Annotated in this window: 11 protein-coding genes; 8 read left to right on the plus strand and 3 right to left on the minus strand. The window is 39.0% G+C overall.

Going from position 1 to position 13,994, the window contains the following annotated elements:
- Positions 1–62: 62 nt before the first annotated feature.
- Both prfA and pyrF read left to right on the plus strand, forming a co-directional pair.
- Positions 63–1,136 (plus strand): peptide chain release factor 1, encoded by a 1,074-nt coding sequence (gene prfA, locus OLM45_RS06715; RefSeq protein ID WP_264509237.1) that lies wholly within the window; start codon positions 63–65, stop codon positions 1,134–1,136.
- Positions 1,137–1,380: 244 nt separating this feature from the next.
- Positions 1,381–2,193: an orotidine-5'-phosphate decarboxylase gene (gene pyrF / locus OLM45_RS06720; protein WP_264512942.1), complete on the plus strand. Its 813-nt coding sequence runs from the start codon at positions 1,381–1,383 to the stop codon at positions 2,191–2,193.
- Positions 2,194–2,366: 173 nt separating this feature from the next.
- Here pyrF and OLM45_RS06725 read toward each other — a convergent pair whose 3' ends face one another.
- Complete coding sequence (locus OLM45_RS06725; RefSeq protein ID WP_129460716.1) at positions 2,367–3,077, minus strand: DUF4197 domain-containing protein; 711 nt, start codon at positions 3,075–3,077, stop codon at positions 2,367–2,369.
- A 126-nt stretch (positions 3,078–3,203) separates the two neighbouring features.
- Here OLM45_RS06725 and OLM45_RS06730 point away from each other — a divergent pair, with 126 nt between their 5' ends.
- The 3 genes from OLM45_RS06730 (at position 3,204) to OLM45_RS06740 (ending at position 7,725) form a co-directional block, all read left to right on the plus strand.
- Positions 3,204–6,671: a methylmalonyl-CoA mutase family protein gene (locus tag OLM45_RS06730; protein WP_264509239.1), complete on the plus strand. Its 3,468-nt coding sequence runs from the start codon at positions 3,204–3,206 to the stop codon at positions 6,669–6,671.
- Between the two features lie 62 nt (positions 6,672–6,733).
- Positions 6,734–7,252 carry a hypothetical protein gene (locus OLM45_RS06735; RefSeq protein ID WP_264509241.1) on the plus strand — a complete coding sequence of 173 codons (519 nt, stop codon included), beginning with the start codon at positions 6,734–6,736 and terminating at the stop codon, positions 7,250–7,252.
- Complete coding sequence (locus OLM45_RS06740) at positions 7,252–7,725, plus strand: GyrI-like domain-containing protein (protein WP_264509243.1); 474 nt, start codon at positions 7,252–7,254, stop codon at positions 7,723–7,725. Before OLM45_RS06735 ends, OLM45_RS06740 begins: the two co-directional genes overlap by 1 nt.
- Here the strand turns inward: OLM45_RS06740 and OLM45_RS06745 are convergent, their stop codons facing one another.
- A complete protein-coding gene (locus OLM45_RS06745) occupies positions 7,726–8,169 on the minus strand; it encodes a hypothetical protein (RefSeq protein WP_264509244.1) in 444 nt (147 codons plus the stop codon). It lies immediately after the preceding gene.
- Between the two features lie 163 nt (positions 8,170–8,332).
- On the opposite strand from OLM45_RS06745, the gene OLM45_RS06750 reads away from it, so the two are divergent.
- Both OLM45_RS06750 and OLM45_RS06755 read left to right on the plus strand, forming a co-directional pair.
- A complete protein-coding gene (locus OLM45_RS06750; protein ID WP_264509245.1) occupies positions 8,333–9,910 on the plus strand; it encodes a PKD domain-containing protein in 1,578 nt (525 codons plus the stop codon).
- Between the two features lie 150 nt (positions 9,911–10,060).
- Entirely contained in the window at positions 10,061–10,573 is a 513-nt protein-coding gene (locus OLM45_RS06755; protein ID WP_264509246.1) for a hypothetical protein, read from the plus strand.
- 71 nt (positions 10,574–10,644) lie between these two features.
- On the opposite strand, the gene OLM45_RS06760 is transcribed toward OLM45_RS06755, so the two are convergent.
- Entirely contained in the window at positions 10,645–11,619 is a 975-nt protein-coding gene (locus OLM45_RS06760) for a TerC family protein (RefSeq protein WP_129460723.1), read from the minus strand.
- Between the two features lie 182 nt (positions 11,620–11,801).
- Between OLM45_RS06760 and OLM45_RS06765 the strand changes: the two genes are divergently transcribed.
- Positions 11,802–13,991: a glutamine synthetase III gene (locus tag OLM45_RS06765; protein ID WP_264509247.1), complete on the plus strand. Its 2,190-nt coding sequence runs from the start codon at positions 11,802–11,804 to the stop codon at positions 13,989–13,991.
- Positions 13,992–13,994: the final 3 nt, after the last annotated feature.

Consider the following 13,994-nt stretch of genomic DNA (forward strand, 5'->3'; position numbering starts at 1 on the left):
TAATTACTAGAAAAATCACATTTTATTGTATTTTTGCAGTCCAAAAAAAGGAGTATCAAACTATGTTAGAGCGTTTACAATATGTAAAACAACGATTTGACGAGGTGTCCGACTTGATTATTCAGCCGGATGTTATCGCCGATCAAAAACGGTATGTGCAGCTAAATCAGGAGTACAAAAACCTGAAGGCATTGGTGGAAAAACGTGACGAGTACGTTCGTTTAACTGATAATCTCAATGAAGCCAATGAAATTTTAGCCGACGGTTCCGATGCAGAAATGGTCGAAATGGCCAAAATGCAATTGGAAGAAGCCAAAGAACGTTTACCACAATTGGAAGAGGAAATCAAATTTATGTTGATTCCTAAAGATCCTGAAGATGCGAAAAACGTGATGGTCGAAATTCGTGCTGGAACGGGAGGTGATGAAGCTTCTTTGTTTGCTGGAGATTTGTACCGAATGTATACGAAATATTGTGAAAATAAAGGATGGCGAACCTCTACCGTAGATTTCAATGAAGGAACTTCGGGTGGTTTTAAAGAAGTTATTTTTGAAGTTTCAGGTGAAGATGTATATGGTACGCTAAAATTTGAAGCCGGTGTTCATCGTGTACAGCGCGTACCGAAAACGGAAACCCAAGGTCGCGTGCATACTTCAGCGGCTACCGTAATGGTGTTGCCTGAAGCTGAAGAGTTTGATGTACAAATCGATATGAATGATGTGCGAATTGACTTTTTCTGTTCCTCGGGTCCTGGAGGTCAGTCGGTAAATACGACCAAGTCGGCTGTACGTATGACCCACATTCCAACCGGATTGGTAGCTCAATGTCAAGATGAAAAGTCGCAACATAAAAATAAAGACAAAGCCTTAACGGTATTGCGTTCGCGTTTGTATGAAATGGAATTAGCCAAAAAACAAGAGGAAGATGCGAAGAAGCGAAATTCTCAAGTAAGTTCAGGTGACCGTTCTGCAAAAATCCGAACCTATAATTTTCCACAAGGACGTGTAACCGATCACCGCATTGGGATGGATGTTTTTGATATGGATGGGGTATTGAATGGCAATATTCAAAAGTTCATTGACGAACTTCAGTTGGTGGCTAATACCGAAAAATTAAAAGAAAGCGAAGTTTTTTAATATGCTAACCCGGACAACAGTTCGGGTTTTTTGTAAAAAAATCAAACCGTCATGAATGACAAGTTTTCTTTTTACAACGTTTACATTTCCTATTGATTCCTTAAACTGAAAGATTATAAACACTCCGTTGGAAAGGAGTGAGTAATTTTTCGAATCCTGTTCTGTATTTTAAGGTAAACCCATGGAAAAATCAATTTGTGGATTCGCGCTGGAAAAAGTACCTTTACCCACACAACAAAACTACATGACCACAACACAATTAATTCAGCAAATTCAAACCAAAAAATCGTTCTTATGCATTGGTTTGGATGTCGATTTGGAAAAAATTCCGGTCCATTTATTAACTTCCGAAGATCCTATTTTTGAATTTAATAAAGCAATTATTGATGCTACACACGATTTATGTGTGTCGTATAAACCCAATACGGCCTTTTATGAAGCCTATGGGGTAAAAGGCTGGATGGCCCTCCAAAAAACTATCGACTATTTGAATCAAAACTATCCTGAACAATTTACGATCGCCGATGCCAAACGTGGGGATATCGGAAATACATCTGGACGCTATGCTAAAGCTTTTTTTGAAGATATGGCGTTTGATTCGGTGACCGTTGCGCCTTATATGGGAAAAGATTCGGTGGAGCCGTTTTTAGAATTCGAGGGAAAGCATACTATTTTATTGGCACTAACTTCCAATGAAGGGGCTTTTGATTTCCAAACACTGACTTACGACAATCAAGAATTATATAAAAAGGTAATCGCAACTTCGAAAGGTTGGAAAAATAGTCAACAACTGATGTATGTGGTTGGTGCTACCAAAGCCGAATATCTTGCGGAAATTCGCCAAATAATTCCCGATTCATTTTTATTGGTGCCTGGTGTGGGTGCCCAAGGCGGAAGCTTGGAAGAAGTTTGGCATTACGGTAAAAACGATTCAGTAGGCTTATTAGTGAATTCATCACGCGGTATTATATATGCCGCATCGGAAGTGGATTTTGCCGAAAAGGCGCGAGAAGAAGCCCTGAAATTACAACAAGAAATGGCAAAATTATTAGCATAAAAAAAGGCCGGTGATCACAAAGACTACCGGCTTTTTTTTCTAACTAACCTAAACCAAACAAAATAATAAATCATTATTTCGATACAAATATCCGACATAAATCGGTAGGTCTTTGTTAATAGATTGTTATTTCTATGTTATTGATTTTTAAAATTTTAAATCAATTTTAACAGTTAGCGACGATCTTGTAACGCAAACACTTGTTGGAGTAGGGTTGAGGTGCGCGAACCCAAATTGGTACGAATGTTTTTTTCCTCCACAGCAATCATTTTGAATACACCGTCCATGGCTTTGTTGGTGGTGTAATCGGTTAAATCGGGATTCACCTTTTTGACCAATGGTAAACTGTTGTATTTGGTAATGATTTGGGTCCAAATTTTATCCGCACCAACTTTTGCAAACGAAGTTTTAATAACCGGATTAAATTTGGCATACAAAGCCGTTGAAGTTGAGGATTGCAAATAGGTGGTTGCCGCACTTTCGTTGCCCATTAAAATGTTTTTAGCATCAGTAATGGTCATTTTTTTTACCGCATCCACAAATATGGGCGTCGCTTCTTTTACCGCATCTTCAGCCGCACGATTCAACATTTTAATCCCATCATCGGCGAGACTGGAGAGTCCGACCTTTCGCAGCGTTTGGTCCACTTTCTGCAATTCTTCGGGCATTAGAATTTTGACCATCTCATTTTTATAAAACCCGTCCAAAGCGGTTAATTTCACTACCTGTTTGGAAATTCCATTATTCAAAGCTTCTTTCAATCCGCCGGCAATATCCAACTGATTTTGGTTAGCGACTTGGGGTAAACTGTTGGCAATTTGTTGCATTTCGGCACAGGAACTTAAGGTGTAAACAGCCGTTGCGAGTAAGAGGATACGTTTCATGGTTTTCTTTTTGTGAATAACTTCAAAAATAATGCCTTAAATGTTAATATTAATTCAATTAACACCATGCGGTAAAAATTTATAATATTCGTAAATTGCGCACTCAAAATCCTTTTAATTTTAAAAATGGAACAAGTTCAACCCTATATTCCTAAAAATAAAGTAAGAATTGTTACGGCTGCGTCATTGTTTGACGGTCACGATGCTTCAATCAATATTATGCGTCGAATCATTCAAGCCACTGGTTGTGAAGTGATTCATCTTGGTCATGACCGAAGTGTTGAAGAAGTAGTAAATACGGCCATTCAAGAAGATGCGAATGCCATTGCGATGACTTCCTATCAAGGGGGACACAATGAGTATTTCAAATACATGTACGATTTGTTGCAAGAAAAAGGGGCCGGTCATATCAAAATTTTTGGTGGCGGTGGCGGAGTAATTTTACCCGAAGAAATTGCCGAATTGCAAGCCTACGGAATTACACGCATTTATTCACCTGATGACGGTCGTGCTTTAGGTTTGCAAGGGATGATTAATGATTTGGTACAGCGTTCCGATTTTCCAGTGGGCGATACCTTAAATGGTGAAATCAATCATTTGGAAGTCAAAAATCCGCGCGCCATTGCTCGAGTGATTTCTGCAGCCGAAAATTATCCGGAAGTGGCAAAAGCAGCTTTGGATACGATTCACGATAAAAATAAAGAAATTGCGATTCCGGTGCTTGGGATTACCGGAACTGGAGGGGCAGGGAAGTCGTCACTAGTGGACGAACTCGTGCGTCGTTTTCTGATTGACTTTCCTGAAAAAACAATTGGATTGATTTCAGTTGACCCGTCCAAACGTAAAACGGGTGGCGCACTTTTGGGTGACCGTATTCGTATGAATGCGATCAATAACCCTCGAGTTTATATGCGTTCCCTAGCAACTCGTCAATCGAATTTGGCCTTGTCCAAATATGTGGCTGAAGCGATCGAAGTACTGAAAGCGGCACGTTATGATTTGATTATTTTAGAAACTTCGGGTATTGGACAAAGTGATACTGAAATTTTAGACCATTCCGATGTTTCTTTGTATGTAATGACACCTGAATTCGGAGCGGCCACACAATTGGAGAAAATCGATATGTTGGATTTTGCCGACTTAGTAGCTCTTAATAAATTTGACAAACGCGGGGCTTTGGACGCCATTCGCGATGTCAAAAAACAATACCAACGCAACCACAATTTATGGGATGTCGATCCTGAAACCATGCCTGTTTTTGGTACCATTGCTTCTCAATTCAACGATCCTGGAATGAACGCGTTGTACAAGTCCATAATGGATAAAATAGTGGAGAAAACGGGATCCGATTTGCATTCAACCTTTGCGATTACGCGTGAAATGAGTGAGAAAGTCTATGTGATTCCACCACACCGTACGCGTTATCTATCTGAAATTGCAGAGAACAACCGCGGTTACGATCAGACCGTTTCAGTTCAAGTTGAAGTTGCCCAAAAATTATATGGGATCTACAAAACCATTGAATCGGTAAGTGGTAAAGCACCAGTGATGACCAAGTCGGGTCTTGACATCACTGTTCCTACAGCTGATGACGCGCAACAATTGGTCAATTTATTGGTCAAAGAATTTGATCGTGTAAAAATGAACTTAGATCCCTACAACTGGGAAGTTTTGTTGTCATGGGAAGAAAAAGTCAATAAATATAAAAATCCAGTGTACAGCTTTATGGTGCGTGATAAGGAAATTAAAATCCAAACGCATACCGAAAGTTTGTCCCATTCGCAAATCCCAAAAGTAGCGTTGCCCAAATACCAAGCATGGGGTGACTTACTACGTTGGTGTTTGCAGGAAAATGTTCCAGGTGAATTCCCATTTGCTTCTGGATTGTATCCGTTCAAACGCGAGGGCGAGGATCCAACCCGTATGTTTGCGGGTGAAGGCGGACCTGAGCGTACCAACCGTCGTTTTCATTATGTGAGTTTGGGTATGCCTGCAAAACGCTTGTCTACTGCTTTCGACTCGGTTACTTTATACGGAAATGATCCTGATCACCGACCTGATATTTATGGAAAAATCGGAAATGCTGGAGTTTCGATTTGCTGTTTGGACGATGCTAAAAAATTATATTCCGGCTTTGATTTGAGTCATCCTGCAACTTCGGTATCGATGACGATTAACGGTCCGGCACCGATGTTATTGGGATTCTTTTTGAATGCTGCCATCGACCAAAATTGTGAAAAATACATTCGTGAAAACGGATTGGAACATTTGGTAGAAGCCCGTTTAAAAGAATTGTATGATGCCAAAGGTGTAGGTCGTCCACAATATATCTGTGCAGATGGGAAAGCCTATAATCCTTTTCATCCTGAAAAAGGAAGTGCTTTACCGGAAGGAAATAATGGCTTGGGCTTATTGATGTTGGGCGTTACAGGCGACCAAATTTTGGATGCCGAAGTTTATGCAACCATCAAGGCACAAACGTTATCGCAAGTTCGAGGTACCGTTCAAGCCGATATTTTAAAAGAAGACCAAGCGCAAAACACCTGTATTTTCTCTACCGAGTTTGCCTTGCGTTTGATGGGAGATGTTCAAGAATATTTCATTCAGAAAAACGTGCGTAATTTCTATTCGGTATCCATTTCGGGTTATCATATTGCTGAAGCAGGTGCGAATCCTATCACGCAATTGGCCTTTACGTTGGCGAATGGATTTACGTATGTAGAATACTACTTGAGCCGTGGTATGAATATCAACGACTTCGGTCCGAACCTGTCGTTTTTCTTCTCCAACGGTATCGATCCAGAATATGCAGTGATTGGACGTGTAGCGCGTAAAATTTGGGCGAAAGCCTTAAAATTCAAATACGGTGCCAACGAACGCGCACAAATGTTGAAGTACCATATTCAAACATCAGGGCGTTCATTACACGCACAGGAAATTGACTTTAATGATATCCGTACGACCTTACAAGCTTTGTATGCGATTTACGACAACTGTAACTCCTTGCATACCAATGCTTATGATGAAGCGATTACGACACCAACCGAAGAATCGGTTCGTCGTGCCATGGCGATTCAGTTGATTATCAATAAAGAATTGGGATTGGCGAAAAACGAAAATCCGATTCAAGGTTCGTTTATCATTGAAGAATTAACCGATTTGGTTGAAGAAGCCGTATTGGCAGAATTTGATCGCATTACCGAACGTGGTGGAGTGTTGGGTGCTATGGAAACCATGTACCAACGCAGTAAAATTCAAGAAGAGAGTTTGTATTACGAAACCTTGAAACATACAGGTGAATATCCAATTATTGGGGTGAATACGTTTTTGAGTTCGAAAGGTTCGCCAACGGTTTTACCTGCTGAGGTCATTCGTGCTACAGAAGAAGAAAAGCAGTTGCAAATACAAACCTTAGAAAATTTACATGGCGCACATGGAGTCAAAGTAACCGAATTGATTGCTCAAGTTCAGGAAGCTGCTGTGAATAACCGTAATATGTTTGATTTATTAATGGAAGCTGCCAAATATTGTTCGTTAGGGCAAATTACTTCAGGGTTGTTTGAAGTAGGTGGGCAGTACCGACGTAATATGTAAAACAGCTGTTAAATACCAAAAGACAGGTAAATTGCCTGTCTGTTTTTTTATAATTTTACAAAATGCAAAAGGATTTACACCAAGAAGTAGCACATTATCTTTCCAAAAATTATACCTACACCAACACGATTCGGTTTTTGGTACGGGATGGTTTTTCAGAGGAGGAAGTGCGTGTTGCGATTAAAGCGTACTTAAAAGAAAACCGACCCATGGGCATGGATGTGTTGTCTTTTGCATACTTAATGGTGCATACGATGCTGTTGGTGCCGTTGGTAGCTTTTTATGTTTTACCAATAGAAGCCGATTTACCCAAATTAGCTATACTGGTTATGATGGTTGTGGTCGGTTATATTGCTTACCATGGGAAAAATGAAAAACTTTGGGCCATGCGTTTGATGTTGGGAATTGCAATTCTTGGAACCGCTTACCTTTTTTATTTAGGAATTACCTATTTTAATTATTTAGAATCAAAAGGATCATCCAATGGCCATTATGTGGTCATCGCAGGTTTGGTTTTATATGCTTTATTTGCTTTCAGTGCTTTTCGCGGAGTAAAAGTTTTTTTCGATAAACGAAAATAATGCAACCTGAGATCATACAACTGCCCGAAAAGAAATTGGTTGGTATTTCACGTTCCATGTCTTTTTTGGATTATCAAGTGAGCGAACTTTGGCAATCGTTTATGCCACGGCGAAACGAAATTGAAAATTCAGAATCTACCGATTTATTTCATGTGCAAGTGAATCCGTTGCACTATAATTTTTCATCCGAAGCGGTTTTTGAGAAATGGGCGGCTTTAGAAGTAAATGCCTTTACATCTATTCCTGAAGGTATGCAGAAATTGATTATTCCTGGTGGGCGTTATGCTGTATTTACGTATCGTGGTGATGGTTCAGATGCAGCTGATTTTTTTAATTCCATTTTCACCGAATTTCTTCCAAAAGCCAATTTACAATGGGAAAACCGTCCGCAGTTCGAGGTGTTAGGGGAAAAGTATAAAAAAAGCTCCCCTGATTCAGAAGAGCTTATTTATATCCCAATTAAGGATCTTTAATTACATTATGGATATTATTTTATAATAATGTTCACCTAACTCCAACGTATCTCCTGGTTTTTTACCGTGCATTGCCAAATAAGCGGGTGCTTTTTCACTAATTGTGAGTACTGTTTTATCTTCCAACTGAAATGAAGGTACTGAAATCCCTATATAAATATAGTGTGAATCGGTTTCGATCAAAGCTCCTGGAACAATTGAATCATGATTTTCATCATCGTGATCCATGATGAAAAACTCTTGTTCTTTAGCTTGTAATAAAAGTTGCTCAAAGCGCAATTGCATTTCACTGGCTTCTGCTTGCCGCGATAAGTCTTCTGGATCCATTGTGTCATCGTCATCGATGTCTGAGGCCAGCTTGTACCGAGTAACTGAGGCCTCAATGTGGCGGATATGTTCTTGTAATGCCGCCGCAATTTCTGTTAAAATTTTTGATTTGTCCATTTTTTTGCTACCTAATGTTAATAGGGTAAAATTAGAAAGTAGCCGCTAGGTATAAAATGATAATTATCATACGAACTAGTAGGAAATGATTTACTTTCAATGAGTTATGTAGAATTACTACTATTCCAAAAGGTTTTTTATCTTTGGGCAAAGTTTTGGTTTTATGAAGAAAATTATACCAGTGTTATTAAGTCTTGGTTTCGTTATCAATGTATTTGGTCAAGCTACTTACACGGCTTCAAATTTTGCAGCTGTAGGCGATTCCTTTTTTATTACAACGCCAACACCAGCAGCTTTGCAATTGGATTATTCCGTAACGGGTTCCAACTATTCTTGGGATTACAGTGCGTTAGTGCCCGATACACAGGAATCAAGAGCTTGGAGTAATCCGAATAATAGTGGGTATAAGACTACTTGGTGCTTGTTGAATTTTTATTTGTTCAATTGTAATACGCAGTTTAACAACAATTTTAATTTAGCTACCCAATTGACAGAAGGATTGGTAATTCAAGGAATGGGGTTGACCAATGTAGTCGATCATTTGAATAAAACAACTTCCGGGTTGCAAAATAAAATGATTGGCGCACAAGTTACCGTGAATGGTTCAACATTGCCTTTAGTTGTTTCGTATTCAGATCCGGATGATATTTATCAATTTCCGATGACATTCGGTTCAACAGCAACTAATCCTTATGCTATCAATACCGATTTAACTTCATTGGGAGTGCCCGTACAAATTGTTTCAACAGGTCAGCGCACCAATCTTGTTGAAGGATGGGGAACATTAGTTACACCCTTTGGGACATTTTCAAATGTTTTAAAGTTAAAATCCACATTGGTTCAAAATACAACCATTACGTACAACGGTACACCACAAACGACAAGTCAGACCACGGTATCCTACCAATGGTTTGATCCTGCGTATAAAATTCCAGTTTTAGATGTCACTGGTAATTTGGTTAATTCAGTTTGGACGCCCACTGCTGTAACCTTTATGGATTATCAACGTTGTTTAACACCACAAGCTGCATTTGCGTATTTTCCACTACAACCCGATTATAATCCTGCGACACCAGGGGCTGTTGTGAATTTTATCAATGGTAGTTCCAATTATGATGTATCCGATTGGGATTTTGGTGATGGGTCACCCCACAGTAGCGTTAAAAGTCCGGCGCACACCTACACTTGCCCCGGTGTAAAAATGGTCACTTTAACGATTACCAACCAATTCTGCGATCCCGATCAAGTCGACACGATAACTATTCCGGTAAATGTAACCGATTCTCAAAATATATTCACCAACGAAGTTACAGTGACGTCAACTGATTTAACTGCGGTTCGAAATGCTCCAGGAACAACTTACCAATGGGTAGATTGTGATGCGAACAATGCTCCAGTACCGGGTGCAAATAATCAAGTCTTTACTCCGCAAATGCCCGGGAATTATGCCGTACAATTAACCACCAACGGTTGTGTTTCTCTTTCGGATTGTTATCCTTTTGCGATGTTAAATCTGGGTGAATTTGATGCGGTGCAAATACGTTTAGTACCCAATCCAACTTCAGGATCATTTTCAATTCAAGGCATATCGCAAGAAACTGTTCAATCTATTGAAGTTTTTGATTTAGTCGGAAAACGAGTGGCCCAGTCCAATGATATTTCGGGATTGGCTACAGGAGTTTATGTGGTTAAAATTAAAACCGACTACGGTATACTTCAAAAGAAAATAAGTAAACAATAATTGAAAGCTCCAAATTTATGGAGCTTTTTTTTATTCTATGCTATTGGTTTTCAGCGATTTTTGATTTTAAATTTTGACGAGTGATTTTTTTGGCACGACTATTGGTTACTGGAAATTATCATCAATCGTTTAATTTTAAATTGAAATCCTATGAAAAAAATTACATTATTGTTTGCCTTTATCGGGATGATAAGCTTACAAAGTTGCACGGTCAACGAAGTTAGAGACAATACCGTCGATAATGATACGATCAGTGAAGTCTATGAAGTAACACGTTCTTTTAGCACAGGTAATAATTTTAGTTCTTTGGTGACATTACCGCATGTGATTTACAGTTCAGATATGGTTTTAGTCTACCGATTATCTGGAGTGGTTTCAGGAACAGATGTGTGGAAATTGCAACCCGAAACCTATTATTTTCCTGATGGAACATTAGACTTTGGATACGATTTTGATTTCACGCAATACGATGTCAATCTATTTATGCACGGATTTGATTTGGCAGGTGTATCTCCAAATTATAGAACCAATCAAGTATTCAGAATTGTAATTGTACCGGGTTATTTTGCAAAGCATGCACCCTCCAAAGATAAAAGTGCTTATGAAGATTATGAACATGTGGTGGCCACTTTTGGAAAACCCACCGTTCAAAAAATATTATAAAAATAGAGGTTAATTAATAGTCTATAGTTTGTTTTGGTTAGTTTAAGGTCATCTGTGAAGATGGCCTTTTTTTATTCCTCATCACGTGATGGAAGTGATTGTTCCTCCTTTTTGGCAAGCCATAGCGAAAAAATCACACCGCCCGCAAGGCATGCCACTATAAAACATAGAGAAGCCCATTCTGGAATATGAATATAATCATGAGCAATCATTTTAACACCCACAAAGGTGAGGATGATTATTAAACTGTATTCCAAATGACTGAATTTTTCCAACATATTTGCCAAGAAAAAGTACATGGAACGTAAACCAAGAATGGCAAAAATATTCGAACTAAAGACCAAAAATGGATCAGAAGTAATCGACAAAATAGCAGGTACACTATCTACAGCAAATAAAACATCCATGACTTCAATAATCATTAATGCCACGAATAAAGGTGTTGCTGCTTTTTTACCATTATGGGCAGTGATAAAAAAGCGTTCTTTATCATGTTCAGAAGTAATCGGGATGATTTTACCAATCAATTTATAGACCGTAGAATGTTTGGGGTCAAATTCATCTTCTTCTTTAGAAAATAACATTTTGAAAGCCGTAAAAATCAAGAAGCCTCCAAAAAGATACGTAGTCCAAGCAAATTGATGGATAATGGTTACTCCAAATCCAATCATCAAACCACGAAATACAATTGCACCCAAAATTCCCCAAAACAAAACACGGTGTTGGTATTTTTGCGGAATTTTAAAGGAAGCAAAAATTACCGCAATCACAAAAATGTTATCGATACTTAGTGAAACTTCAATCAGATAACCTGTAATGAACTTCATAGCGGCAGTCGACTGCGAAAGGGACGTCGGATTACCTATATAATCGGTACCATAAAGCCAATAAATAACCCCTGAAAAAGCAAAAGCAAGAGAAGCCCAAAGCGCCGTCCATTTTCCCGCTTCTTTCGAACTAATGATATGGGGCGTTTTATTAAACACACCCAAATCCAAAGCTAGAATTCCAATGACTAATGCAAAAAAAAGTATCCAGACGGTCATGCTTGTTTTTTTTACAAAGATAATTCTTTCCCAATCCCCCCAAAACAACGTCAATTTTTATTTCAATATTAAATAATCGTAAAATGACCCCTAAAAAAATAGGGTATGTTTAAAATTAATGTCAAATATTATTATATTTGCATCATAAAATTTAGGGTATAACTATTTTAAAACACATTTTTATGTCAACATTGCGTTTTCAAGCATTACAAGCAGCCGGTAATCGTAAACCGGTAAAAGTGGACGAGCTCGATAAAAAGTCGGCTATTTTCGGTTCCAATGTATTCAACGATAAAGCGATGCGCCAGTTCTTGACGCCTGAAGCTTATAAAGCCGTAAAAGGTGCTGTCCAGTACGGAACGAAAATCGACCGTAAGTTGGCTGATTATATCGCCATGGGCATGAAAGAATGGGCGTTGACAAAAGGTGTTACCCACTACACCCACTGGTTTCAGCCTTTAACAGGGACAACTGCTGAAAAACACGATGCGTTCTTTGAAACCTCTTTTGACGGGAGCGATCCTGTAGAAAAATTTGGTGGCAGTCAATTGGTGCAACAAGAACCGGATGCCTCTTCATTTCCGAATGGTGGAATTCGAAATACCTTTGAAGCACGTGGTTATACCGCTTGGGATCCCACTTCACCGGCTTTCATCTACGGAACAACATTGTGTATTCCTACCGTTTTTGTGTCGTATACAGGTGAAGCGTTAGATAATAAAACGCCTTTGTTACGTGCGTTGAATGCGATTGATGAAGCCGCTACCGATGTGGCAAAATATTTTGATAAAAATGTAAAAAAAGTAACCCCAACATTGGGTTGGGAACAAGAATATTTCTTAGTAGATGCCGCTTTAGCTGCTTCACGTCCAGACATTACGCTGACGGGAAGAACGTTGTTAGGACATGCTTCTGCCAAAGGACAACAATTGGAAGACCACTATTTTGGTTCGATTCCTACGCGAGTATTGAACTACATGCGTGATTTGGAAAACGAATGTATGTTATTAGGAATTCCTGTAAAAACCCGTCATAACGAAGTTGCTCCGAATCAGTTTGAGTTGGCACCAATTTTTGAAGAAACCAACTTGGCGGTGGACCACAACTCATTGTTGATGGATGTGATGTATAAAGTGGCGGAACGTCACGACTTCAAAGTGTTGATGCACGAAAAACCTTTTAAAGGTGTCAACGGTTCAGGAAAGCACAACAACTGGTCCATGGCAACGGATACGGGTATCAATTTGTTAGCACCTGGTAAAACGCCAATGAGCAACTTACAGTTCTTGACATTTTTCATCAATACAATCAAAGCGGTATACCGTTATGAAGAGTTGTTGCGTGCTTCAATTGCTTCAGCGAGCAATGATCACCGTTTGGGAGCCAATGAAGCGCCACCCGCTATTATTTCCGTATTCATTGGACAACAATTGACCAAAGTTTTGGCAGAATTAGAAGGGGTTACTAATGGAAAACTTTCTCCTGAAGAAAAAACCGATTTAAAATTGAATGTGGTAGGTAAAATTCCAGATGTATTGTTAGACAACACCGATCGTAACCGTACATCGCCTTTTGCTTTTACTGGAAATAAATTTGAGTTCCGTGCAGTAGGTTCGTCAGCTAACTGTGCCAATGCGATGACAACATTAAATTCAATTGTAGCGAAACAATTGAAAGATTTCAAAGTTGAAGTGGATGCTTTGATTGAGAAAAAAGGATTGAAAAAAGACGAAGCTATTTTCAATGTGTTGCGGGAATACATCAAAGAAACCAAAAACATTCTTTTCGAAGGAGATGGTTACAGCGAAGCTTGGGAAAAAGAAGCAAAAAAACGCGGTTTGAGCAATCATAAAACGACTCCGAAAGCATTGAAAGCGAAAGTTTCTAAAGAGGCGGTGAAGTTGTTTGAAGAATTAAGCATCATGAACCATGTTGAGGTTGAAGCGCGCTACGAAATCGAATTGGAAGAATACACGAAAAAAATCCAAATTGAAGGTCGTGTGTTGGGGGACATTGCTCGTAATCACGTGATTCCAACGGCGATTCGTTACCAAAATACATTGATTGAAAACGTACGCGGTTTGAAAGAAATCTTTGGAAAAGACTTCGAAAAAATTGCCAAAGAGCAAATTTCCTTAATCAAAGAAATTTCGTCACATATCGAAGCCATCAACAGTAATGTGGATGCAATGATTGAAGAACGCAAAAAAGCCAATAACTTGGCAACTGCTGAAAAACAAGCGGAAGCGTATTGCGATAAAGTAAAACCGTATTTCGATATCATTCGTGAACATTGCGATAAATTAGAGTTGCTTGTTGATGACGAAATGTGGACGTTGACCAAATACCGTGAATTGTTGTTTACACGCTAATAC

Source organism: Flavobacterium sp. N1719, from assembly GCF_025947045.1.
Classification (GTDB): domain Bacteria; phylum Bacteroidota; class Bacteroidia; order Flavobacteriales; family Flavobacteriaceae; genus Flavobacterium; species Flavobacterium stagni.

What these genes read in the sequence shown, in the direction of transcription:
- prfA (WP_264509237.1), top strand. Translation starts at nt 63, where the DNA reads ATGTTAGAGCGTTTACAATATGTAAAACAACGATTTGACGAGGTGTCC.
- pyrF (WP_264512942.1), top strand. Translation starts at nt 1,381, where the DNA reads ATGACCACAACACAATTAATTCAGCAAATTCAAACCAAAAAATCGTTC.
- OLM45_RS06725 (WP_129460716.1), bottom strand. Translation starts at nt 3,077, where the DNA reads ATGAAACGTATCCTCTTACTCGCAACGGCTGTTTACACCTTAAGTTCC.
- OLM45_RS06730 (WP_264509239.1), top strand. Translation starts at nt 3,204, where the DNA reads ATGGAACAAGTTCAACCCTATATTCCTAAAAATAAAGTAAGAATTGTT.
- OLM45_RS06735 (WP_264509241.1), top strand. Translation starts at nt 6,734, where the DNA reads ATGCAAAAGGATTTACACCAAGAAGTAGCACATTATCTTTCCAAAAAT.
- OLM45_RS06740 (WP_264509243.1), top strand. Translation starts at nt 7,252, where the DNA reads ATGCAACCTGAGATCATACAACTGCCCGAAAAGAAATTGGTTGGTATT.
- OLM45_RS06745 (WP_264509244.1), bottom strand. Translation starts at nt 8,169, where the DNA reads ATGGACAAATCAAAAATTTTAACAGAAATTGCGGCGGCATTACAAGAA.
- OLM45_RS06750 (WP_264509245.1), top strand. Translation starts at nt 8,333, where the DNA reads ATGAAGAAAATTATACCAGTGTTATTAAGTCTTGGTTTCGTTATCAAT.
- OLM45_RS06755 (WP_264509246.1), top strand. Translation starts at nt 10,061, where the DNA reads ATGAAAAAAATTACATTATTGTTTGCCTTTATCGGGATGATAAGCTTA.
- OLM45_RS06760 (WP_129460723.1), bottom strand. Translation starts at nt 11,619, where the DNA reads ATGACCGTCTGGATACTTTTTTTTGCATTAGTCATTGGAATTCTAGCT.
- OLM45_RS06765 (WP_264509247.1), top strand. Translation starts at nt 11,802, where the DNA reads ATGTCAACATTGCGTTTTCAAGCATTACAAGCAGCCGGTAATCGTAAA.